23 protein-coding genes are annotated in these 21,539 nt (G+C 43.9%); 12 read left to right on the plus strand and 11 right to left on the minus strand.

What is annotated here, in order from left to right; all coding sequences use genetic code 11:
* Positions 1–99: 99 nt before the first annotated feature.
* The gene (psb29, locus tag AAFP11_RS16715; protein WP_341738090.1) at positions 100–909 is read right to left on the minus strand and encodes a photosystem II biogenesis protein Psp29; all 810 of its coding nucleotides are present in this window, start codon (positions 907–909) and stop codon (positions 100–102) included.
* 317 nt (positions 910–1,226) lie between these two features.
* On the opposite strand from psb29, the gene AAFP11_RS16720 reads away from it, so the two are divergent.
* A complete protein-coding gene (locus AAFP11_RS16720) occupies positions 1,227–1,847 on the plus strand; it encodes a chromophore lyase CpcT/CpeT (protein ID WP_341738091.1) in 621 nt (206 codons plus the stop codon).
* Positions 1,848–2,062: 215 nt separating this feature from the next.
* Here AAFP11_RS16720 and AAFP11_RS16725 read toward each other — a convergent pair whose 3' ends face one another.
* Both AAFP11_RS16725 and hemF read right to left on the minus strand, forming a co-directional pair.
* Complete coding sequence (locus AAFP11_RS16725) at positions 2,063–2,425, minus strand: STAS domain-containing protein (protein WP_006631392.1); 363 nt, start codon at positions 2,423–2,425, stop codon at positions 2,063–2,065.
* Between the two features lie 81 nt (positions 2,426–2,506).
* Entirely contained in the window at positions 2,507–3,526 is a 1,020-nt protein-coding gene (hemF, locus tag AAFP11_RS16730; protein WP_341738092.1) for an oxygen-dependent coproporphyrinogen oxidase, read from the minus strand.
* Between the two features lie 279 nt (positions 3,527–3,805).
* Between hemF and AAFP11_RS16735 the strand changes: the two genes are divergently transcribed.
* From AAFP11_RS16735 to AAFP11_RS16765, 7 genes are all read left to right on the plus strand, one after another.
* A complete protein-coding gene (locus tag AAFP11_RS16735; RefSeq protein ID WP_341738093.1) occupies positions 3,806–4,876 on the plus strand; it encodes an Mrp/NBP35 family ATP-binding protein in 1,071 nt (356 codons plus the stop codon).
* A gap of 295 nt (positions 4,877–5,171) precedes the next feature.
* The gene (locus AAFP11_RS16740; RefSeq protein ID WP_293271046.1) at positions 5,172–5,363 is read left to right on the plus strand and encodes an NAD(P)H dehydrogenase subunit NdhS; all 192 of its coding nucleotides are present in this window, start codon (positions 5,172–5,174) and stop codon (positions 5,361–5,363) included.
* Positions 5,364–5,570: 207 nt separating this feature from the next.
* Complete coding sequence (locus tag AAFP11_RS16745) at positions 5,571–6,239, plus strand: HAS-barrel domain-containing protein (RefSeq protein ID WP_341738094.1); 669 nt, start codon at positions 5,571–5,573, stop codon at positions 6,237–6,239.
* Between the two features lie 115 nt (positions 6,240–6,354).
* Entirely contained in the window at positions 6,355–7,815 is a 1,461-nt protein-coding gene (locus AAFP11_RS16750; RefSeq protein WP_341738095.1) for a protein kinase, read from the plus strand.
* Positions 7,816–7,839: 24 nt separating this feature from the next.
* A complete protein-coding gene (locus AAFP11_RS16755; protein ID WP_341738096.1) occupies positions 7,840–8,163 on the plus strand; it encodes a hypothetical protein in 324 nt (107 codons plus the stop codon).
* Between the two features lie 18 nt (positions 8,164–8,181).
* Positions 8,182–8,751, plus strand: a complete 570-nt coding sequence (locus tag AAFP11_RS16760) for a zeta toxin family protein (protein ID WP_341738097.1) — start codon at positions 8,182–8,184, stop codon at positions 8,749–8,751.
* Positions 8,741–8,932 (plus strand): hypothetical protein, encoded by a 192-nt coding sequence (locus AAFP11_RS16765; protein ID WP_333307758.1) that lies wholly within the window; start codon positions 8,741–8,743, stop codon positions 8,930–8,932. Before AAFP11_RS16760 ends, AAFP11_RS16765 begins: the two co-directional genes overlap by 11 nt.
* A gap of 59 nt (positions 8,933–8,991) precedes the next feature.
* On the opposite strand, the gene AAFP11_RS16770 is transcribed toward AAFP11_RS16765, so the two are convergent.
* The 4 genes from AAFP11_RS16770 to AAFP11_RS16785 form a co-directional block, all read right to left on the minus strand.
* On the minus strand, positions 8,992–9,195 hold the full coding sequence (locus AAFP11_RS16770; protein ID WP_096830256.1) for a hypothetical protein: 204 nt from the start codon (positions 9,193–9,195) through the stop codon (positions 8,992–8,994).
* Positions 9,196–9,221: 26 nt separating this feature from the next.
* On the minus strand, positions 9,222–10,901 hold the full coding sequence (locus AAFP11_RS16775) for a tetratricopeptide repeat protein (protein ID WP_341738098.1): 1,680 nt from the start codon (positions 10,899–10,901) through the stop codon (positions 9,222–9,224).
* An 18-nt stretch (positions 10,902–10,919) separates the two neighbouring features.
* Positions 10,920–12,350 (minus strand): tetratricopeptide repeat-containing serine protease family protein, encoded by a 1,431-nt coding sequence (locus tag AAFP11_RS16780; protein WP_341738099.1) that lies wholly within the window; start codon positions 12,348–12,350, stop codon positions 10,920–10,922.
* Between the two features lie 652 nt (positions 12,351–13,002).
* On the minus strand, positions 13,003–13,536 hold the full coding sequence (locus AAFP11_RS16785) for a COP23 domain-containing protein (protein ID WP_341738100.1): 534 nt from the start codon (positions 13,534–13,536) through the stop codon (positions 13,003–13,005).
* A gap of 254 nt (positions 13,537–13,790) precedes the next feature.
* On the opposite strand from AAFP11_RS16785, the gene AAFP11_RS16790 reads away from it, so the two are divergent.
* The gene (locus AAFP11_RS16790) at positions 13,791–14,093 is read left to right on the plus strand and encodes a Rieske (2Fe-2S) protein (RefSeq protein ID WP_341738101.1); all 303 of its coding nucleotides are present in this window, start codon (positions 13,791–13,793) and stop codon (positions 14,091–14,093) included.
* A gap of 232 nt (positions 14,094–14,325) precedes the next feature.
* Here the strand turns inward: AAFP11_RS16790 and AAFP11_RS16795 are convergent, their stop codons facing one another.
* Positions 14,326–17,202 carry a TIGR02921 family PEP-CTERM protein gene (locus tag AAFP11_RS16795; protein ID WP_341738102.1) on the minus strand — a complete coding sequence of 959 codons (2,877 nt, stop codon included), beginning with the start codon at positions 17,200–17,202 and terminating at the stop codon, positions 14,326–14,328.
* 4 nt (positions 17,203–17,206) lie between these two features.
* A complete protein-coding gene (xrtO, locus tag AAFP11_RS16800; RefSeq protein WP_341738103.1) occupies positions 17,207–18,730 on the minus strand; it encodes an exosortase O in 1,524 nt (507 codons plus the stop codon).
* A gap of 149 nt (positions 18,731–18,879) precedes the next feature.
* Between xrtO and smpB the strand changes: the two genes are divergently transcribed.
* The 3 genes from smpB (at position 18,880) to AAFP11_RS16815 (ending at position 20,733) form a co-directional block, all read left to right on the plus strand.
* Entirely contained in the window at positions 18,880–19,347 is a 468-nt protein-coding gene (gene smpB, locus AAFP11_RS16805; protein WP_340524203.1) for an SsrA-binding protein SmpB, read from the plus strand.
* Between the two features lie 439 nt (positions 19,348–19,786).
* Positions 19,787–20,512, plus strand: a complete 726-nt coding sequence (locus tag AAFP11_RS16810; RefSeq protein WP_340526302.1) for a tetratricopeptide repeat protein — start codon at positions 19,787–19,789, stop codon at positions 20,510–20,512.
* Between the two features lie 47 nt (positions 20,513–20,559).
* A complete protein-coding gene (locus AAFP11_RS16815) occupies positions 20,560–20,733 on the plus strand; it encodes an Osc7112_2153 family protein (protein ID WP_341738106.1) in 174 nt (57 codons plus the stop codon).
* Between the two features lie 421 nt (positions 20,734–21,154).
* Here AAFP11_RS16815 and AAFP11_RS16820 read toward each other — a convergent pair whose 3' ends face one another.
* Both AAFP11_RS16820 and AAFP11_RS16825 read right to left on the minus strand, forming a co-directional pair.
* Positions 21,155–21,364, minus strand: coding sequence for a hypothetical protein (locus AAFP11_RS16820; protein ID WP_341738104.1), 210 nt, complete (start codon positions 21,362–21,364; stop codon positions 21,155–21,157).
* A 17-nt stretch (positions 21,365–21,381) separates the two neighbouring features.
* Positions 21,382–21,539: ArsR family transcriptional regulator (locus tag AAFP11_RS16825; RefSeq protein ID WP_341738107.1), on the minus strand; the 158-nt coding region annotated here is incomplete at its 5' end.

Raw genomic sequence — 21,539 nt, forward strand, 5'->3', positions numbered from 1 at the left:
AATTAGTTCTAATATCAAAATATCCGACCTCTTGAAAAAGTCGGATATCTAAATTCTAGCCTGTCTGTCTCAAAAAGGCTATTTCTATTGCAAAAATCGTTAATTTGTGCTTTCAGTTGAGTCTAGGGATGGGTTAGGACTGGTTTGATTGGCTAGATCGCGTTTTTCCCGTTTTTTCCGTTCTGCTTGGATTACATCTTCGAGCACGATTCGTGCTTGAGCCATTTTTTCCAAGTTGCTGCGGTACAAGTCCAAATCTTTGCTAACTTTGTCTTCGGGTAAATGCAACCCCCCACAGACTTTTTTGAGTGTATCGTTGAGGGTTGCTTGGTCTTTGACCAAGTTGGGGTCAGCTTTTTCTAACATGGAGAATAAGCCGATCGCGAATAAGCGACTGTACTTAAATTGAGGGTTATTGGCGATCGCCTCTAAAGACCCTTGCAAATCTCCTGTATCCTCAAAACTGGTCGAGCGAGCTAGCCACGAAAGCAACTCACTACCCGAAAGTCTTTGGGCTAAGCTTTCAAGTCTGTGAGCATCCTGCTTATAGCGATCGGGATCGTCCTCTACAGCTTTGCACAAACCGTTAAAAATTGAGTCCTGGTCTTGTTCTGGGACGTATCCCAACATGAATCTATTAAATGCTGTCACTACACCCAAAGCATAGATTGAGTCGTAGTGAAAATCGGCATTTGCCGAAAGCAAGTGCATTTCTACCATCAACTCTTCTACCACTCGACGGTAAATAGAATTGATCGGCCGAGTGTGAATCGTATAGAAACTTCGCTTAGTATCTGAAACAGTACGGTTCTTGTTCACCTGAGTCTTAATAATAATTTTGCCGTAGCCAGCGTGCTCAGCGGCATGAGTAAAGTCGGGGATTGGAACTGCGTGCGATCGGGCTGACAAAAAGTGCCATTTTTTTTACATCGGTATCGCCACTACCGAAGCCAAAACCTGACCGGATAAATCAACTACAGGCGCTGACTTACATATTTTCCTAATTTTCTTAGGGGCTTTTGTACAATTATATCTTAGCTGGAATCGTTAACAAACTTAATATTCTGATTAGTTGAAATTTGCTTTGGGATTGCACAATCAAGTCTTAATGTCAAGCTAAAAGGTCTAATATTACGATGGCGATCGCCATCAAGGAATGCGATCCCCAACCGCGAGATTCACCTGCGCGACCAAATCCTCAATCCCCAATCTCAAATCTAGAATCCATGACACTCTCTCCAGAATTAATCGCTTTAGCCACATACATGGCTGGCGATTTTGACAATCGGGAACAAGCACTTGCCGAGCCGGTATGGTACGTGCATCTTCGTTTTTGGCAAAGACCAGTACCCGTTGCTCTATTTTCAGAACCCAGCATTGCCCTGTTTGCAGAACAAGCCAACATTCTGGAATTAGACAAACCATACCGTCCCCGCATCGTGCAACTGAGGCAATCACAGACAGCGCCAGGACTGCTAGAAGCTCAGTATTATATGTTCAAGGATATTGAAGCCATCAAAGGAGCTGGTCGCAACCCAGACTTACTAGGAAAAGTAAATCGGGAGGAAATCCAACTCCTTCCAGGCTGTACCCTTTCAGTTGCGGTGCAAAATTTAGGCCCCAACCGTTATCGGTTTCGGGCATCTTTGCCCGTGGGTACTCCATGCTGCTTTGCCTACGGAGGGCAAAATTACCAAGTAGACTTGGGATTTGAAGCCGCCGCCACAGAATTTCTCAGCTATGACAAGGGAATAGACCCCAAAACAGGCAAGGCTATTTGGGGAGCTCTAATGGGCCCTTTTAGATTTGTCAAGCGTCAGGATTTCGCTTCTGAGATATTGGTCTGAAGGAAGAAGTCACCCCCCACCCCCCTAGTGCCCCACCCAAGGGGGGAGGGGGGTGGGGGGATGGGTGGAAATTCAAGAACAAGGAAGAAAGATTTAGTTATCTAGGACAGAAGGCAAAAATTTACCTTCAGCCTGTTCTTCCCTTGCTGTGTTCCTGGGAGTATGGGACTCTCAATCTTCAGATTTGCTTACATCGCAACCGATGCAATATGTCCTCAACTAGCGCGAGGCACCCCCTCCAAAGCTTCTTCTTCAGTCTCAAAAATTTCAAACACAGAATCCATCATGGTGACTTCAAACACCAGTTTGGCTTCTGGATGAACATTGCAAATCCGAAAACTCCCCTTGACTTTATCCGCATCCCTCATACCAGCTACAAGTGAGGTCAGGCCAGAACTATCAATAAAGTTAACCTGACCAAGATTCACTACAACATGGCGGCTGAGTTTGGAAATACACTCTTGCAACTTGAGGCGGAATTGCCAAGCTGTTGTGATGTCCAGCCGTCCTGTCGGTGCTAAGACGATAACTGTTGTACCGTCTTGAAGCGTGTGGGTTTTTTGATCAATATGAATCACTGACCCTTCCCTCAAAATTATTATCTATCGCGGTGGTTACTTTCCCAGTAGTTTAACTCAGGTCGGTAACTACAGAGGCATCTAATTTGCCCAATCTTGTGGTTTTAAGAATTTGGAGTACAGTTCGGCTTCTGGAGAGTTGGCTTCTGGCTCAAAACAGTATTCCCAGCGTACCAAAGGCGGTAGGGACATCAGAATCGATTCAGTGCGTCCATTTGTCTGCAAACCAAAGGTCGTGCCGCGATCGTACACTAAGTTAAATTCGACATAGCGACCGCGACGGTATAGCTGGAAATTGCGCTCCCGTTCGCCGTAGGGTGTCGAGCGACGTTTTTCAATAATTGGGACATAGGCCGGCAAAAATGCCCTACCGCAGTCCTGGACAAAGGCAAACACCGACTCCCAACTCCGATCTTCGGGCTTGCCGATTTCGTTGCTATAGGCCGCAGCCTTCCCTTTGACATTCTGGTCGCGGTAAAGGGGGCCTTTACCATTTTGGTAGTCAAAAAAGATGCCACCGACACCGCGAGTTTCTTGGCGGTGGGGGAGATAGAAATATTCATCGCACCAGAGTTTAAAAGCCGGATAATATCCGGGATGGTGCTTATCGCAAGCCGCTTTCAGAGTGTTGTGAAAATGAGTAGCATCTTCAGCAAACGGGTAATAAGGAGTCAAATCGATACCACCGCCAAACCACCAAATCGGCCCAGCTTCAAAATAGCGGTAATTCAGGTGAACCGTCGGCAAATAGGGATTGCGGGGGTGCAGCACTATCGAAATACCAGTAGCATAAAAATCGTGACCCGCCGCTTCTGGGTGCTTGGTCAAAATCAAAGCAGGCAAACTTTCGCCCCAAACTTGGGAAAAATTCACTCCGCCTTGTTCAAACACATCCCCTTCGCGCATGACGCGAGAACGTCCACCGCCGCCTTCGGAACGTTCCCAAGAATCCTGTTTAAATTTGCCACTGCCATCTAGTTGTTCTAGGCCTTGACAAATTTCATCTTGTATGGTCTTCATAAATTCACTGACTCTAGCTCTGGAGTCAGTGGGTGGCAAAAACGGGGAAGTCGCTGTTTTAAGAGTTGTAGAAACTGTCATCCGATTTTAGATTTTAGATTTTAGATTTTAGATTGAAGAATTGCCACCACGGATCAATTCGGGGATTTTGACCAAATTGCTTTCAGTCGTAGAAATTCTTAGCGATCGGATGTGAGTTTGAGATGTACGATAGTTCCCAAATCCTGTCGTCCTGTAATTATGCCACCCCAAGTCTGAAAAAGATATCTATGAAGTTACATTAAAAAATGGCAATAAAAATATACTTAAAGATCGATCGCAAATTACAGACCCAATTGCAGAGCTATGGTGGAGAACATAATGCCCAATACACTTGATGTTAGTTCAGTTTTAGAAATCCTGCGACCAGTCCAAGACCCCGAACTCCAAAAGAGTTTGGTGGAATTGAACATGATCCGCAACATCCAAATCGACGGCGGAGTCGTCAGCTTCACCTTGGTGCTAACAACGCCAGCTTGTCCGCTGCGAGAATTCATTGTGGATGATTGCAAAAGAGCGGTCAAACAGTTGCCCGGTGTCGAAACAGTGACTGTGGAGGTGACAGCAGAAACACCGCAACAGAAGGGAATGGTCGATCGCCAAGGCATAGAAGGCGTTAAAAATATTATCGCAATTTCCAGCGGCAAAGGTGGCGTCGGCAAAAGTACAGTGGCGGTAAACGTGGCAGTAGCCCTGGCTCAAACCGGTGCTAAAGTCGGTTTGCTAGATGCCGATATCTATGGACCCAACGACCCGACCATGTTGGGACTCGGTGATGCAAAAGTCATGGTTCAAGAGGGAAAAAGTGGCGAAACCCTTCAACCAGCCTTCAATTACGGCGTCAAATTGGTGTCGATGGCCTTTTTAATTGAGAAAGACCAGCCTGTAATTTGGCGAGGCCCGATGTTGAATGGGATCATTCGGCAGTTTCTCTACCAAGTGAATTGGGGCGATTTGGACTATCTGATTGTGGATATGCCTCCGGGTACTGGAGACGCGCAGTTAACGATGGCCCAAGCGGTACCAATGGCCGGTGTGGTGATTGTGACTACGCCGCAGACTGTCTCGCTGTTGGATTCCCGCAAAGGGTTGAAGATGTTCCAGCAGTTAGGAGTGTCGGTGTTGGGAATTGTGGAAAATATGAGCTATTTCGTGCCGCCGGATATGCCGGATAAGCAATATGATATTTTCGGTTCTGGTGGCGGGGAAAGGACGGCGGAGGAGTTGGGAGTGCCGCTGTTAGGGCGGATTCCGCTGGAAATTCCGTTGCGGGAAGGTGGGGATTCCGGTGTACCAATTGTGGTGGGACAACCGGGTTCTGCTTCGGCGAGGGAGTTGCGGGCGATCGCGGGTAGGATTGCGGGTAAAGTTTCTGTAGCAGCCTTAGCTTAAATCAGGAGACGGCAATACCTATTGGTGTCAACTTAACGTTCATTCCACAGTCCGACAGGGGTTGAAACCCCTGTCTCAAAGCGAAAGTCCTCTCAAGAGGACTGAAGAACTCATTAGTCCTCTTAAGAGGACTTTCGCTATTAGACAGGGAATTCATTCCCTGGCGGACTCGCGGGCCCACAGACGGGCTTGGCGAGCTGACAGCTTAAGTTGACACCAATGGGCACTGCCGTCTCCAAACTCGATCGCCAAAAAACGGTAAGCTATAAACAGCAAACACAACATTCAAAAAAATATGATTTTTCCAGGTTCAGCAGTTCGAGTTAAAGATACCACCGAGATTTACTACGGCTTTCAAGGACTTGTCCAGCGAGTCACCGACGGGAAAGTCGCGGTACTATTTGAAGGTGGCAATTGGGACAAACTGATTTCATTTCGGCTGTCACAATTAGAACTTGTGGATGCTACCGCAGGCCGAACCAAATAGTCAAATTATTTCCTGATGAATTTTCGTAGGGGCGGGTTCACCAACAATATATAAGAAGTATCAACAATCTCAATAAACCCGCCCCCACCCAACAAATAACAAATAATCAATAACCCTTCGACCCTTCGACTACGCTCAGGGTACTGCCAATTCCCAATTCCCAATCCCCAATCCCCAATCCCCAATTCCCAATTCCCAATTCCCAAGATGCGTATAAACCTCCCCCAATTTCCAGAGAAAGAGCGTCTCAACGACCATATTGGCGAAATTATTGAAACCACAACTACAGAATTTTTAGCCCAATGTTTAGATCCAGAAGACTTGAGTTTTCCACCGATGCCACCTTTCGGGAGTTGGGTGAAAGCGACGGACGAACAGTCGGGAAATCTGGTGATAGCAATAGTTTATCATGCGACAACTAGCCCGATCGACACGGTGCACAGAGCACGGGCCTTGGGGATGTCGTTGCAAGAGTTGCGGGAGGAACAACCGCAGATTTTTGCGATGTTAAAGACCGAGTTTCGATCGGCAATTGTGGGTTTTGAAACGGCTGGTGAAAGCTTGAACGGTTATGCACCACAACGGGGAACTATTTATCAGTATATTCCGCCACGGCCGCCGCAAATTCACCAGGCAGTGTATCGGTGCGAACCGGATGAGGTGATTGATTTTAGTGCTCAGTTGGATTTTTTGAGGACGCTGCTGGGGGTGGCTAATGCGCCGGTGGAGGCGCTGACGGCGGCGGCGATTCGGGAGGTTTATCAGTTGCGAAAGCGCGATCGATCTTGGTTGGTGGAAGCGGGGAGGAGTTTGAGTGTTTTGTTGAAGGATGATTACGATCGGTTGCGGGTGATTTTGAGTCAGATTCATCCCTAATACTCGACAAAATCGAGATAGTCTGAAGCTAGCTGTTATACATGACAGGTTTCCCAAACTAAACTAAACTATCAATAGTTCAGCCCCCACATTACTGCTACCCAACATAAATCTTATGCAAGGACCAATACTCGCAGGACGCTACCACATTATCAAACACTTGGGAGGCGGTGGTTTCGGTCAGACGTACCTGGCTGAAGATAAAAGGCGATCGGGTAATCTTCGGTGTGTCGTCAAGCAACTCAAGCCGCAGTTTACCGATCCGCAAACTCTAGAGATAGCTAGACGTTTATTTACAACAGAAACAGACACTCTCCACAATCTCGGAACTCATCCTCAGATTCCTGAACTTTTGGATCATTTTGAGGAAAATCAGGAATTTTATTTAGTTCAAGAGTTGATTGAGGGGAGAGATTTAAGTAAAGAAATTACCCCTGGCCAGCGGCTTAGCGAGTCGGAAGTTATGGCTATTTTGCAGGAGATAGTAGAAATATTGGTGTTTGTTCAGCAGCACAAAGTCATCCACCGGGATATTAAACCTTCTAATTTAATGAGGCGCAATTCCGATCGCAAAATATTCTTAATTGACTTTGGGGCTGTTAAACGAATTAGCACTCACATAGTTAACACCACAGGGTCAAATCCGCCGACTATTGGCATCGGCACAAATGGCTATATGCCAGCAGAACAAAATAACGGACATCCTAACTTTGGCAGCGATATCTATGCTGTGGGAATGACTGGGATTGAATGGCTGACGGGGATACTTCCTCACGAGTTACCAAAGGATGCTAATGGTGAAATTGTTTGGCGCGATCGGGCTCAAGTTAGCGACGGCTTTGCTAATATCTTAAACAAAATGGTGCGGTATCATTTTCGCGATCGCTACCAGTCAGCCGCAGAGGTGTTGCAAGCTCTCAATAATTTGAGGAGAATTTCAACATCTACTACTGTAATATCATCTCCTAACTTATTGACATTAATGAGTAACTGGACGCGAGATCATATAATTGGTTTGCTTGGGGTTGGTTTGGCTGCTATATTTGGTGTAGCAGGATTTCTGACACCAGAAATTAGAATAATTCTGGGATTGGAGGCTGCTGATAATCTGGCAAGTTATGACAATACAGCCCAAGGTATTAAAATCAAATATCCCGATAATTGGACTAAACAAGAAGAGTCTAACGCCGTTACCAAAGAGGTGGTTCAATTTATTTCACCTAAAGAAAACGAGGGCGATAAATTTCAAGAACGGTTGATTGTGACAGTCGAACCTACGACGAATAATAAAACCCTTGATGAATATACCAAGTTATCTAAACAAGAAATCCTGCATTTAGATAAAAATGCTAAGATAGATAAAGAGGAAGAATCTACTCTGGCTGGGAAAAACGGGTATAGAGTTGTTTATACAACAAAAGAAGGGAATGAAGAGTTTAAAAAATTGAATGTTTGGACAATGAAAAATGACAAGGCTTATTTGATAACCTATGAGGCGGAAGCGGGGAAGTATGATCAGTTTTTGCCGGTTGTTGAGAAAATGATTAAGTCGCTGGAAGTTCAAGACAGCAAATAAATTTATTGAGGCAGTTGTCAGATTATGGTGACAGTATCAATCAAAGACGAATATGTTGAAGTGTTGAGTGCTTTGGGTGATTTGCAGGCGGCTATGGATTTGGCAATCCAACGCTATACCATCGAGCAGATTACCGCAAAAGTTGCTGAACTTCGACACAGAAATGCTCAGTATCAAGCTAAATATGGGATGGATTATCTCACTTTTAACCAGCGACTTTCTGAAGATGAAGTTTTTATCGTCAATCTAGAATCAAAGGTTAGTAATTTGTGGGAAATTGATTTGGCAGATTGGGAATTTTGCTATAAGGGGATAGGAGATTGGACGCGCAAACTACAGAATATTTGAGAAACTAATAATTATTAAATGCCTAATTTATACATTATTGGCGGTGCTAACGGTTCTGGGAAAACCACCGCCGCTAGGGAAATTTTACCTTACTTCCTAGAAGTTTTTGAATATGTCAACGCCGATGAAATAGCGGCGGGTCTTTCTCCTTTTAACCCTGAATCTGTAGCTATTCAAGCGGGACGATTAATGTTAGAAAGACTATCAACTTTAGTCAAGGCTGAAGCTGATTTTGCTTTTGAAACTACTCTAGCTGCTCGAAATTTTGCCCGATTTTTGCGAGAGTGTAAAACTAAAGGTTATCAAATCAACTTAATTTATTTTTGGTTACAAAGTCCTGAATTAGCCATTGCGCGGGTACGCCGACGGGTAGAAAGTGGGGGCCACAATATCCCAGAAGATACTATCCGCCGTCGCTACGAACGGGGACGGAAAAACTTAATAGATTTGTATTTACCTTTATGCGATAATTGGATGGTGTATAATAATACTAAAAGTCAACCTCAATTAGTGGCAGCATCCGGTAACAATCAAGAGGTCATTATTTATGAACCCCCAATCTGGAACCAAATCACCCTTGGATCGTAAACCGCAAATTACTCTAACAGAACTCCATCAAAAAATTGATGCTGGGGTTAAAATTGCTATTGCTAAAGCTATAGAAAAACACCGGAAATTAGGGGAATCAATTAGCATTTGGCAAGATGGCAAAGTAATTACTTTAACTGCCGATCAAATTCCTCCCCTGAAATTAGATAATGATAGTTAATCCTTATTTTGCCATCAAATGAGCAACAGATATTGTAGTCAAAAGGTTTGGGCAATTATTTAGGATTCGGCTACTTTTTCTGGTACTCGCCTATATTTACCATCTAAACGTTCTTGTCGCTGACGGCGGTTATCAGCTTCTAACATTGCCAGCACTTCATCTAATTTTAGCGTCCAAGCATCAAGCAGGCGACAAGATTCTCGCATCCTAGCAACATTTTGTTGTCTTGTCTCTAAATCGGGTATTCTGGGCTGTTGAGTCATTATAAAAGTCTGTAGGTAATTTAATACTAGCGGACTGTCAAAGTGTACTGACCTTGTTCACCTTTTTTATTAGCATTGACTCTCACGACATAGAGGCCGCTAGTAGCTAAGGTGACGGTGAGGGATGAATTGGAATTCGATCGGCTGATGTCGTCATTTTCTGCTAGCTTTTTTCCATCCGCGCTAAAGAGTGCCACAGAAATATCAAAATTACGGCTTTCTGCGTTAATTGTAACTGATTGACCTGCTCTTCCTTCAAAAGTATGTAGCTCGTACAGACTTCCATCGGAGGGAAGTACAGAGGATTTACCGGGTATTAATGAGTAATAAATACTGAGTATGTTGTTAGAGATTGGTCGATTTGGCGCGTTTTTTTCAGAATTTCTAGCTACTTGAATCATCTTTAGAGTATATTGATACAGACCTTTATCTCCTTGTTGCTGAAATAAGTCGGCTGCTTTCTGATAGTCCTCAATTGCAGCTTGGTAAGCTTCTGAGTCAGAACGGGCATTTCCTCGCAAGAAGTAGGCATTAGCATAGTTAGGGTTAATTCGCAAAGCTTGGCTATAATCAGCGATCGCACCTTGGTAGTCTTGTAATCGAGCAAAACGAAACATCCCCCGGTTTAAGTAAGCATCAGCAAAGTTAGGATTAATTTGCAAAGCTCGATTGAAATCTGAGATCGTACCTTCTTTGTCTCCTAACTCTCCACGAGCGGCCGCCCGGTTGCTGTAGGTAGAAGCTAAGTTAGGATTTATTCGCAAAGCTTGGCTATAATCATCAATCGCACCTTGCTTGTCACCTAATTTATAACGGGCAGCCCCCCGACTATTGTAGGCAAGGGCATAATTAGGATTAAGTTTAATTGCTCGCTCGTAAGCTGCTATAGCACCCTGATAATCTTCTTTCTGATACTTTTCCCCACCCTGAATAAAGAAATCATCAGCTTTCGGGCCAGTCGCCACTGACGCACTCGGAACCTTCGCCCCTAAATCCACTTGAGCTGATGCCAAAAATCTCAAACTTGTATTAATTGGAATCCCCAGATTTCGGCCAGTTTTAAGTACGGCAATCGTCGGGTCAATATCAGATTTAACAATCGTAGTTTCTCCTCTGCCGTGAATTCCCACCACCTCTCCACTCTCATTTAACACCGGCCCTCCGCTCATTCCCGGCAGCGTATTGTTACTATAAACTAAGGCATAACCATCTTCTAAAGGTCGAGAAGCATTAGCAGTGACTTCCCCTTTCTCAAATTGGTAAATCGAGCGCTTAATTGCTGCTGAAGTCTTCGGGAAACCAGCCACATAAACCTGTTTCCCTCTGATTGACAAATCTGAGTTGCCAATCTTAGCCACAGTATAATTTTGACTGCTGGTAAACTGCACAACAGCCAAGTCAACATTTGGCATTTTTTTGATACTGCTGTAAGTGACCAAATAACGCTTCTCGTCAGGGGTGACAATCTCATATTTAGCTTCAGGTTCTTTGAAAACGTGACGGGCTGTCAGCACCGTATAAACGTTGCCTTCCCGCTTGACAATTACACCGGAACCAGGATTTTTACTGTCAATTAACACTGTGATTGATTCAGCAATTTTGTCCACTTCTTCGCGAGATATGGCAAAAACTGCTAGCGGCTGTGCGATGAAAATAGTTGCAACTGCACCAATTAACGTGACTGGAAGTTTGTTAGAGAAGTTCATTGATTCTACCTGATAATATTAAAATATCCTAAATATCCTAATTATTTTTAGTGTATCTTGGTATTGATCTATATTTCCTTGCTCCATAAATAAATCTGAGGCTTTTTGTAAGTCTTGAATTGCACCCTGTTTATCTCCCAGTTTATAGCGTGCGAACCCGCGAGCTTTATATGCTGGGGCAAAGTTAGGATTAATTCGCAAAGCTTGACTGAAATCTGCAAGCCCACCCTTGTGATCTCCCGAATCTTTGCGGGCAACGCCCCGGTTAAAGTAAAAATCAAAACGGCTGGGCTCAATGCTCAGGGCTTGCGTATAATCTTTGATTGCTCCCTGCCTATCTTTTAAGAAAGAGCGAGCAATTCCTCGGTTGTTGTAGGAATCAGCATCATTAGGATTAATTCCCACAGCTCGATTCAAATCATCTATTGCACCCTGCTTATCTTTATCAATCCGTATCATTGCCCTACCAACATAAGCACTAATAATATTGGGATTGATTCGCAAAGCTTGGTTATAATCATCAAGAGCACCCTGCTTATTTCCCAAAACATTTAGGGTTGTTCCCCGACCTATGTAGGCATCGGCATAATTAGGATTAAGCTGAATTGCTTGATTGAAATCTTGTATAGCATTCTGATAATCTCCTTTATTTAATTTTTCCATACCCTGAATAAAGAAATCATCAGCTTTCGGCCCAGTCGCCACAGGTGCACTCGGAACCTTCACCCCTAAATCCACTTGAGACGAAGCCAACAATCTCAAACTCGTATTAATCGGAATCCCCAGATTAAAACCAGTCTTAGCAATTTGAATATTCTGATTAATACTGCTAGATTCCGCCGCCCTCGTATCCGCCCTCCCGTGAATTCCCACCACCTCGCCATTCTCATTCAACACCGGCCCACCGCTCATTCCCGGCAGCGTATTGTTACTATAAACCAACGCATAACCATCTTCTAAAGGTCGAGAAGCATTAGCAGTAATCCGCCCATCCGTGAAATTGTAAATCGAAGTATTAATCGCCGCTGAAGTCTTCGGAAAACCTGCCACATAAGCAGCTTTCCCTTCTGTCGCCAAATCTGAGTTGCCAATCTTAGCCACGCTGTAAGTTTGAGTGCTGGTAAACTCGACAACTGCTAAGTCAATATTTGGCAGTTTTTTCACACTGCTATAATTGAGCAAATACCGCTTATCATCAGGGGTGACAATCTCATATTTAGCTTGAGCATCTTTGAAAACGTGACGGGCTGTGAGCACCGTGTAAGTGTTGCCATTTCGCTTAATAATAATTCCAGAACCGGGATTTTTACTGTCTATCAGGACTGTAATTGATTTAGCGATTTTGCCGACTTCATCAGCAGATATTGCGGCAAATGTGGCTGGTTGGGCGATGACAATAGTTGCAACTGTACCGATTAAGGCGATGGGAATTTTGTTAGAGAAGTTCATTGATTTTATTGGTGAATGGAAGAGATGAGTTGAATTTAATTTAATTTGTACCTTCGGAAATCTCGTTTGTATCGAAGGTTTGATCCCCCTAAATCCCCCTTAAGAAGGGGGACTTTGAGTTTTCTTGGGTTTCTATGGTTTGTATCGAAGGCTCGATCCCCCTAAATCCCCCTTAAGAAGGGGGACTTTGAGTTTTCTTGGGTTTCTATGGTTTGTATCCAAGCTTCGATCCCCCTAAATCCCCCTTAAGAAGGGGGACTTTGAGTTGTCCTGTGTTTCTCTCGTTTGTATCCAAGCTTCGATCCCCTAAATCCCCCTTAAGAAGGGGGACTTTGAGTTTTCTTGGATTTTATCGTTGGAGTCGAAGTTTAGATCCCCCTAAATCCCCCTTAAGAAGGGGGACTTTGAGTTTTCTTGGGTTTCTATGGTTTGTATCCAAGGTTTGATCCCCCTAAATCCCCCTTAAGAAGGGGGACTTTGAGTTTTCTTGGGTTTCTCTCGTTTGTATCCAAGCTTCGATCCCCCTAAATCCCCCTTAAGAAGGGGGACTTTGAATGCTCTCTTGTCCCCCCCTTCTTAAGGGGGGCTAGGGGGGATCTCCGGGTTTCAAAACACGCCCTATGGCGATCGATCGCCCATAATGAATAGTCACCTAGGGAGACATAGGAGAAACATTTTCCTCAACCGGTGTGTCTTCCAGATACCTCTCCACATCAACAGAACCAGGCCCAGTTTCAGATAGTACATATCCAGAAGCCAACCCGCGACGATCCATCAATCTTTGCAAAGTAGCGTCAGCATCACTCCCCCGCTTGAGAGTGAATAGCAAAGTCCTATTCGTACAAGCATCGTCTTTGTTAACAGCAGCACATACCACCGGTTCTCCGTTCAGAGTCCCAGTGTTAATATATTTGAGAGTACCGTTGTCGTAGTTTCGCTGAAATCTTCGACCTACCTCTTGGCAGCGTCTTTGAGCAGTCCACGGCGGCGGAAAATAGCTGTTAGAAGTCCAGCGGACAAGGGGTACACTCCCCCGCGAGTTTCGAGCGAAGGTGACAGGCTGTCTGTTGAGAGTAGCGCAAAAAAAGCTATTATTTCCCGCACGGCTGGGTTGACTAAACAGCGCTACTGTGCTAGCAGCAACAACTAGCCCTGTCAGGAGTCCCGTCAAGATTTTGATTTTCATAAATAGAAATTTTTGATATATTATCTCATAGCTGAGCTACATTTGCAACCTGGAACTTATCCTGATGCTGAAGCAGCAAATCAGTCCGTCATAACTGAGATCTTGCAGCAATGTCAATAAGGGGATTTTTGGTGAGGGAGGGCGGGTTTATTTAACCTGTTTGCAACCCGAAAGGCCTTTGGTGAACCCGCCCCTACAGCTAATTGAGAATGGTGCAAGATCTCTGTCATAATTTATTTAAATCAAAAAATCATATGTGGGTAGAAATAACAGCGCTCAATCAGATTCCCGAATCGGATATTTTACGAGTAAAAGTTGAGGAGATTTCACTGATTTTAAACCGTCAAGGCATGAATGTCACTTGTTACCGCAATGCTTGCACTCATTTGGAATATCCCATCGACATGGGTAAGGTAAGTGGCGGTATCATTACTTGTCCGTTTCATAAATATCAGTACAGGTTGGATAGCGGTAAATGTTTGAATGCACCTGCGGATTCTCTCGAATCGTATCCGATTAAGATTGAGGGCGATCGCGTTTTTGTAGAAATCAATTAGTTATATAACGAACCGCGAAGGCGCGAAGAACGCGAAGAACGGAAAGAGAAGAGAGTTTTAGGACTTATTTAGACTCACTATAGAAGAGGGAAGTAAGAAAATGCCACAATAGCAATAGTTTCAGTAATTACAGGATTTACGCACTCCGACAAAGAAACCGGGTGTTTTACGAAATAGTTGGTTACACACTCTAAATTAGGTGAAAAACCCGGTTTCTGGGATCGTGCGTAGTTTATACTATTTTCGATCGCCATTGACGGTATAAAATCGCCAAAAGCCCGATCGCGCCAAACCCCAAAAGCAGCCATTCCGCCGGTTCAGGAACCCCCGAAACATTCAAAGGATTGCTCGGTTTAGTCAACTCTTCTTTACCGGATTCTACCTTGCGTTCAAATCGATCTGTTTTCGCTTCTGCTTGTTTTAGCTGCTCTCTTTGGTCATCATTCACTAACACAATCATGGAAGAATAAGGTGTCACTACATTAAAGGTTTTTGCCAGGGAGTGCATCGCATCCAATTGAGTCAATTGATTGGAAGTTTTCTGTTTGCTAAGTGCCGTAATTAATTGTCGCGCTGCTATAGGTTTAAAACCTTGATTTTTGTCATTTTTTAATTCTGTAGCAGCCGCAGATTGCAGAGTCTTGTCCGATTTCGGCTTTTTGGCATAACTCCAAGCATAGCCATCAACAACACTAATTACAGACTTGCCAGATGCTGCTGTCGTCGCTACTCGCTGCATCGCCTCTTTAATATCAGTAGCAACCCCGCCACCGCTATCTTGAATCACCTTTAAAGTAGCGTCGTCATAACCCGGTGGTAAACCTCCCAAATGCACTGTCCACAGCGGTGAGGGCATGGAAATTGCGTTTTTGCGATCGTCTGATAATTCGTAACTATGGCGATCGCTCACCAAGAATACACTATCATAAGTGCGATCGCCACGCAACTGAGCAAACTGTTGCAAAATATCCTTCAATTGAATCGAACCATAAAACGTTAACTTTTCTACATTAAAACTGCGTAAATTTTCTACCAACTTCGGGGACATACCGGGCGCACTCGACACATATAAATCCACATTATTTGTGGCTAAAATATTCTTTTTCAACCACTCAAAATTATCCTTGAGTTCTTTAGTTTCCGTCGCCATACTGCGAGAAGTATCCAGCACCAAGGCTAATTTTTTTACCTGTGGCAAAAAGTAATTTACATCAATCAGTGGCTGAGCAAAAATAGTATTTTTTTCCGGTAAGTTCGCTAGGTGTGGTATAATTTCTGGCGGTGCAACTGCGGGCAAAAATGCTGGAAGCCAAATTTCTTTTGCCTCTTTTGCATTGTAGTTTACCTGTTTCCCCGCCATAGTGCGACGAGTCTTTTTGTCCCAAAAAATGTTGCGTTTTTCAGCTAAATTCGGCATAGCCCAACCTTGTGCTTGTCGCATGACTTTGTAAGTTAGCCACAGGTGCATTTCCGTGGGCCCGTCAGTTTGTCTAAATTCTCGTTTAGCAGGGATGGGAAAAGCCCGCAAGCGATATTGTTTCGGACCAATTTGTTCTAGCAAAGCCGGATCGACATTTTCTCTCACCTGCTGATTGTAGACTTGCTGAGCGGCACCTCGTGGCGATACAGTAAATGGAAAACGTTTTTTCAAATCCCCAGTATCACCAAGCCAAATTCCTGTTACTGCGGCGCTTTCTGGCAGCGAAAAGTAGTAAAATACTTCTTGCAAGTTGGGTGTTTGATTTTTGTAAACTTCGTAGAGTTGAATATCAGCCCAATCACCATGTTCTTTCACTGTTACTTCTTGGGATTGCAACCATACTTTTTCTTGATTGACATTCAGCAAACCTGCTTTAGCTTCTTCCCGATTTGAGGTGGATTGTACGGCGTGTTTGACTGCTTCGGCATCACCTTTTTGCAATTCGGTATCAAAGAATTCACCGTAGAGTTTTTCGGCTTTCTTCACATCTGCCTCAGAGCCTTGATACAAAAAGGGAGACATTAGAAAATTATAGCTGTTCTGGACAGCCTGAGCCGCACCTTTATTCAAATTTAAAGTGTTTTTGTACATCTCATAAATGTGGTTATTTTCTTCCACTGTGCTGAGGTAGCGGTAAGGATACAAATAAGCGTTGACTAAGCCCGATCGCACTATATCAGATTTCGCTAACAAAGTCTGTCTGCTGCTCTCATCTTTCGGTGGATTCGCCAGCATTTTCAGTGCTTGAATTTGTGGCTGTTGCTGCAAAGTTGCAAAAATAGCTATCCAAGCTGCGATGACTCCTAAGCTTCCGATAATCGCCTGACTTTTTCCATACTGGGAAGCAAAACTGCGAAATATTTTGCGCCCAGATTGGATATAAAGAAAGCCGTAAAGTGAAGGCATTACCACGAATAAACTGGAGGTAAACCCAAACATAATTAAGGAGAATGGCAGCCACCAAATTATAGATAATGAACTGTATTTCAAAGATTCTATAAGTGGTTGCACCCAAGCAAAACTCAAAAATCCCACGATGGTCACAATGGCGACAGGTAAAGCGTAAAACATTAGCAACGTGGCAGCCCAAGTACCAACCACCAGCATTAAACTATGAAATGCTAATTGAATAGATGCACTGTTTTTATGTCCAATTAAGCTAGTTAAGAAAAACTGCTTTTCATGGAATTTTTTCCAGACTAATTCAGATTCAGTATTTTCTGTTTTCCCCAGATATCCGTACAGGATTTCAACTAAAAATGCTCCTATACATAAGGCTATAGTAGCGATGATTTGAGAACTGGCTGGAGTAAGTTGCCGCAGCAGGAATAAGCGGATTAAGCAGAGCAAAAATAGCGGTGCTTCAACTCCGTAAAACAGGCGCATTAGCTGCAATGGTTGCTTCCTCAAATACCTGGCTCCGATTATGGTAGATACTGTAGGTACTGCGACCATTGCTGTTAGGGTTAAGGCAAATTCCAGGGGGATAATTCCATCAATGGTGGCTTGAATTAATGGTATTCCCACATAGGGTAAAATCCCCAAATAAACAATTGATAGAAATGTGAGATTCCACAGCCAGAATATTGACTGAAAGATTATATTAAGTGCCAGTTTGAATCTTTTCATTTTTTCATCCTTTTAAGCTAAGATTGACTGCATTATGGATAGAGGTAACGAAGTCTTGTATTTCAGAACTTTCGGGGTTCACAAGATTATCAAATAGAATTGAAACTAGCACCCAAGTTTGATTTTTATGACGAATATCGCTGCTGATACGTGACAAGAAATTATCTGTTGTTCCTTGGGTGGATTGGAGCCAGTAGGTGGCGGATAGTTGGTTGTTTTTGAGAGACAGCCAGCGCGCTAATATAGTAGATGTTAGCTGTTTTCTTTCGAGGCGATCGACTGGAATACCACTCACGATAAAACATAACTCTGGTGCGTGATAAGTTTGCCAAGATGTGCTAGCGACTGTGAGCATAGAACCACGCAAATTGCCTGAGACAAATCTGATTTTTCCTGTCTTTGTTTCGGGGTAATTACCAAAGAATTCTTGTTCGCTGGGGTTGAGTGCGATCGACTCTGATACAATTTGTGGTGGGATGTTCAGGGGCGCGATCGCCACTTTTGCACTTTCCACATGATATGATTGAGCGATAATCGCCAAAACCCCGACTATTCCAATTACTCCGAGTTTAGCCAAAGGCTGATTTATGAATATTTCTGAGTTGTCTTTTGTGGCAAGGTTACTTGGTTGTAATTCTGGAAATTTAGGGATTTTTTGCAACATCAGCCAAGTGAAAAAACAAGCAGAAATTAATCCCACAATCCCCAAAGGTACGTGCAGAATTTCAGCATACATTGGCTGTTTGAAAACTTGGGCAACTAGCACTAGCACTGCAACTCGCGCCGCATTAGCAGAAACTAACATTAAGAAGTTAGTGGCGCATAATGCCAGCCATTTTAAGCCTAATTTGCGACTTTCGATCCAGGTCGCAGCCAATAAAAAAAGTGTCCCAACAAATAAGGTTTTAATGCCGCTACAAGGTACGTCAACGTGGGCGATGCCATTTTCTAAAACGATGATATCGTAGGAAGAAATAGCTCCGATTTGCAAAGCAGAAAGCAATTGTTCTACTACCTGAGCCGTGAGCACTCGCGCTGGTAAACCCAAACCGCTATTTAACTGACTGTTGAATGGTAAAATACAAGCCAATAAGCCTGCAACTGGCAAGTTTTTTTGCCAAAAGTAGGGTTCACAGAACAAGCCGTACAATCCGTAGGTTCCTAGGATAAACAGCAGTACGGTGAGTTGTTTGATATCAATTATGGACTGAAGTGCGATCGAGCAAATGCCGGCCCCCAACATCAGCAGCAGGGGATAGCGCCTCAAAACAAATTTTGGCATTGATGGGTGCGATCGTCCGGAACTCCCAATCGATCGCACGACTAATGCTACAATCAATAAACCAATTAGTATCTTGTAGAGAGTTGGTATCTCGACCAACGAGGATAACAGCCACTTAACAGCCGAGATGTTGGCTAAAAACCAAGTGAGTGCGAGCACAGAAGGAGCTAGCAAAACCAAATTAACCGCAGGATGGGGACTGACAGAATCTGGGATACCAGAATCAGGAATCTTGGTGCGCTGCATGATACCGCTTGACATTCACGTTAGTGACATCTTAGCTCAGCAAAATTGGTAATGCCTAGACTTGTAATTTAAGTTTTGTCAAGCTTCTGTTTTCTCTACAGAGAAGCTAGAGTTATAATAATTTTAAGGGAGATAAAGGGAAGATAACAATGAGCGAAAAAAGTCCAGGATACAAAATTCTTAGTGATAACCGACAAGCGCGGCATCTCTATGAAATTATAGATACATATCAAGTGGGAATCGAGTTGAAGGGAACCGAAGTCAAATCAATTCGGGAAGGTAAAGCTAATTTGCGGGATGGATATGCTTTAGTCCGCAATGGTGAACTGTGGCTGATTAACGTTCATATTTCCCCTTGGAGAAGTGCTAGCAACTATTTTAATCACGAACCGCGTCGCACCCGCAAACTGCTGATGCACAAGCAGGAAATCCGTAAATTAATTGGTAAAGTGGAAGAAAAAGGTTTGACTTTAGTACCGTTAAAAATGTATTTGAAAGGCGGATGGGTAAAACTTGATATCGGTTTGGGGAAAGGCAAAAAACTGTTTGACAAGCGGGAAGATATGAAGAAACGCGACGACAAGCGGGATATGGAACGCGCGATGAAGCAGTTTTAATGATCACCGAAGGAATAAGGAAGAAGTCACCCCCCCCAGCCCCCCCCAAGGGGGGAAGTAAGAAGGCATAAGGAATAAGTCACCCCTGGGAGCCCCTCAATGGGGGAAGGAAGAAGGAATAAGTCACCCCCCCCAGCCCCCCCAAGGGGGGAAGTAAGAAGGAATAAGGAAGAAGTCACTCCCAAGGGGGGAAGTAAGAAGGAATAAGGAAGAAGTCACCCCCCCCCCAGCCCCCCCCCAAGGGGGGAAGTAAGAAGGAATTAAGTCTAAAAGCCTTGGTATCTCTCGTTCATAGCCAAGTCTAGTGATTGATTTTCTGCAACTCTCCTGATAGTCCCTCGGAACCCATGAAGGATTAATCTATGGTCGCATACATATACGTAGTGTCAACATTACGCCATATGGCAAATTAAATATCTCTCTACTTTCAAGTCAAAATATGCTAAACACAAAACCATTAGCTAACATTTCTAATGCTATAAAACAGCCACCTAAAAAGCATCATAACTCTAAGTGGGCTGCTTTGCTCTTAATGCTGACAGTAGGGTTTGGTGGCTGGCAAATAGGGTTGCCGGAACTCGCATCCCTTTTTAATAATAGAGGATTTGAAAACTATAAGGCGGATCGATTGGCTGATACTCAAGAATCCTATCAATTAGCCCTGTCTTTAGATCCCAAAAACAGAACTGCTCTTTATAATTTAGGATGGCTTTGCGAAGAGGTACAGGATTTGGGATGTGCGCGAGGAAAATATCGCGAAGCTGCTAAATTGGGTTTGCCTGCTGCTTACAGTAACCTAGCGCGGTTATATATTCTTCACGATAAAAACTATCCTGCTGCTGTTCATTTGCTTTTGCAAGGTTTAAAATTAGCTAAGGACGATCAAGTCAAATATTCTTTGCTCAAAAATTTGGGTTGGGCTCGCTTGAAACAGGCTCGATATCCAGAAGCGCTGCAACATCTGGATGCAGCGAGCAAGATAGATAGCGAAAGAGCGGCTACTTACTGTTTAAAAGCACAAGTTCTAGAAGGGATGCAAAAGACGAAAGAAGCTCAACCTTTGTGGAAAATTTGTCTTAAGTATGCGGATTCTCAAGAATTGGATGAGGATATATGGATAGGAATGGCACGTCAAAGCTTAAAAGAGGAAAAAACAAAGAAATGAAACCTACTGTTTTGATTTCATCAACAATACTGGCAATTATAACTCTAATGGAGCTAAGTCCAGCTTCTAAAGCACTGCCCAGTCCTGTGACTGCTAAGTCCACGGTTAATCACGAAGTTGAGTTGTTTACGTCGAATTATTCGAGGCGACCTTGTAGAGATACGGATGGTGGGCAATACGTGTGTCCCAGACTAATTATACCCCAGGATAGTGCAGAATAAAAGTTAGTTTCAAACAGTTTTTTTTAGGTGTGTACTTTGAATTTTATATCAACAGGTATGTAGTATGAGGTAGTATGGAATATTGTCTGTGGGTACTTTACTAAATAGTTAAGCAAACCTCAAAAACATAATACCGAGAGCCCTGACTTCTTAAAAAAGTCGGGGCTTTAACATAAATACGGAAGGCATTAGCAGCTCGATCTAAATCAGGCTCTTCTAAGCACCATTGACTTGTCGGTCTGACTATCGGGACACAGGGATAATATATCCGATCGCTCACAACTTTTGGTGATCGCTTGACAGTTTCTTTTACCCATAACGGGCGTGCGGCGCCCGTGGAACGCTCTAAAGAGGACTGAAGAGAAGAATTTTCAACTCATTAGTCCTCTTTGAGAGGACTGTCTTCTATTAGACAGGGGTTTCAACCCCTGTCGGACTCGCGGGATGACCAACGAACTTGGCGGGCTGACAGCTTAAGTTGACACCAATGGCCAATTCCCGATTCCCCCATTCCCGATTCCCCCATTCCCGATTCCCAATTCCCGATTCCCCATTCCCGATTCCCCATTCCCGATTCCCGATTCCCAATTCCCGATTCCCAATTCCCGATTCCCAATTCCCCATTCCCCATTCCCGATTCCCAAAAGCTTAATCGGCTTCATCTAAGTGTTCCGCCACGGCATTATAAAGTTCCAAAACATGGCGATCGAGTAAACTATAAAAAACCTGTCTCCCCACCTTGCGATAACGTACCAATCGCATCGCCCGCAACGCCCGCAACTGGTGGGACACAGCCGATTCGCTCA

The sequence above is a fragment of the Microcoleus sp. CAWBG640 genome (assembly GCF_020883015.1).
Lineage (GTDB): Bacteria > Cyanobacteriota > Cyanobacteriia > Cyanobacteriales > Microcoleaceae > Microcoleus > Microcoleus anatoxicus.

What these genes read in the sequence shown, in the direction of transcription:
- AAFP11_RS16740 (WP_293271046.1), top strand. Translation starts at nt 5,172, where the DNA reads ATGATTTTTCCAGGTTCAGCAGTTCGAGTTAAAGATACCACCGAGATT.
- AAFP11_RS16775 (WP_341738098.1), bottom strand. Translation starts at nt 10,901, where the DNA reads ATGAACTTCTCTAACAAACTTCCAGTCACGTTAATTGGTGCAGTTGCA.
- AAFP11_RS16770 (WP_096830256.1), bottom strand. Translation starts at nt 9,195, where the DNA reads ATGACTCAACAGCCCAGAATACCCGATTTAGAGACAAGACAACAAAAT.
- AAFP11_RS16820 (WP_341738104.1), bottom strand. Translation starts at nt 21,364, where the DNA reads ATGGGGAATGGGGAATTGGGAATCGGGAATTGGGAATCGGGAATTGGG.
- AAFP11_RS16810 (WP_340526302.1), top strand. Translation starts at nt 19,787, where the DNA reads ATGCTAAACACAAAACCATTAGCTAACATTTCTAATGCTATAAAACAG.
- AAFP11_RS16735 (WP_341738093.1), top strand. Translation starts at nt 3,806, where the DNA reads ATGCCCAATACACTTGATGTTAGTTCAGTTTTAGAAATCCTGCGACCA.
- AAFP11_RS16760 (WP_341738097.1), top strand. Translation starts at nt 8,182, where the DNA reads ATGCCTAATTTATACATTATTGGCGGTGCTAACGGTTCTGGGAAAACC.
- smpB (WP_340524203.1), top strand. Translation starts at nt 18,880, where the DNA reads ATGAGCGAAAAAAGTCCAGGATACAAAATTCTTAGTGATAACCGACAA.
- AAFP11_RS16780 (WP_341738099.1), bottom strand. Translation starts at nt 12,350, where the DNA reads ATGAACTTCTCTAACAAAATTCCCATCGCCTTAATCGGTACAGTTGCA.
- AAFP11_RS16750 (WP_341738095.1), top strand. Translation starts at nt 6,355, where the DNA reads ATGCAAGGACCAATACTCGCAGGACGCTACCACATTATCAAACACTTG.
- xrtO (WP_341738103.1), bottom strand. Translation starts at nt 18,730, where the DNA reads ATGCAGCGCACCAAGATTCCTGATTCTGGTATCCCAGATTCTGTCAGT.
- AAFP11_RS16815 (WP_341738106.1), top strand. Translation starts at nt 20,560, where the DNA reads ATGGAGCTAAGTCCAGCTTCTAAAGCACTGCCCAGTCCTGTGACTGCT.
- hemF (WP_341738092.1), bottom strand. Translation starts at nt 3,526, where the DNA reads ATGACAGTTTCTACAACTCTTAAAACAGCGACTTCCCCGTTTTTGCCA.
- AAFP11_RS16795 (WP_341738102.1), bottom strand. Translation starts at nt 17,202, where the DNA reads ATGAAAAGATTCAAACTGGCACTTAATATAATCTTTCAGTCAATATTC.
- AAFP11_RS16720 (WP_341738091.1), top strand. Translation starts at nt 1,227, where the DNA reads ATGACACTCTCTCCAGAATTAATCGCTTTAGCCACATACATGGCTGGC.
- AAFP11_RS16790 (WP_341738101.1), top strand. Translation starts at nt 13,791, where the DNA reads ATGTGGGTAGAAATAACAGCGCTCAATCAGATTCCCGAATCGGATATT.
- AAFP11_RS16745 (WP_341738094.1), top strand. Translation starts at nt 5,571, where the DNA reads ATGCGTATAAACCTCCCCCAATTTCCAGAGAAAGAGCGTCTCAACGAC.
- AAFP11_RS16755 (WP_341738096.1), top strand. Translation starts at nt 7,840, where the DNA reads ATGGTGACAGTATCAATCAAAGACGAATATGTTGAAGTGTTGAGTGCT.
- AAFP11_RS16785 (WP_341738100.1), bottom strand. Translation starts at nt 13,536, where the DNA reads ATGAAAATCAAAATCTTGACGGGACTCCTGACAGGGCTAGTTGTTGCT.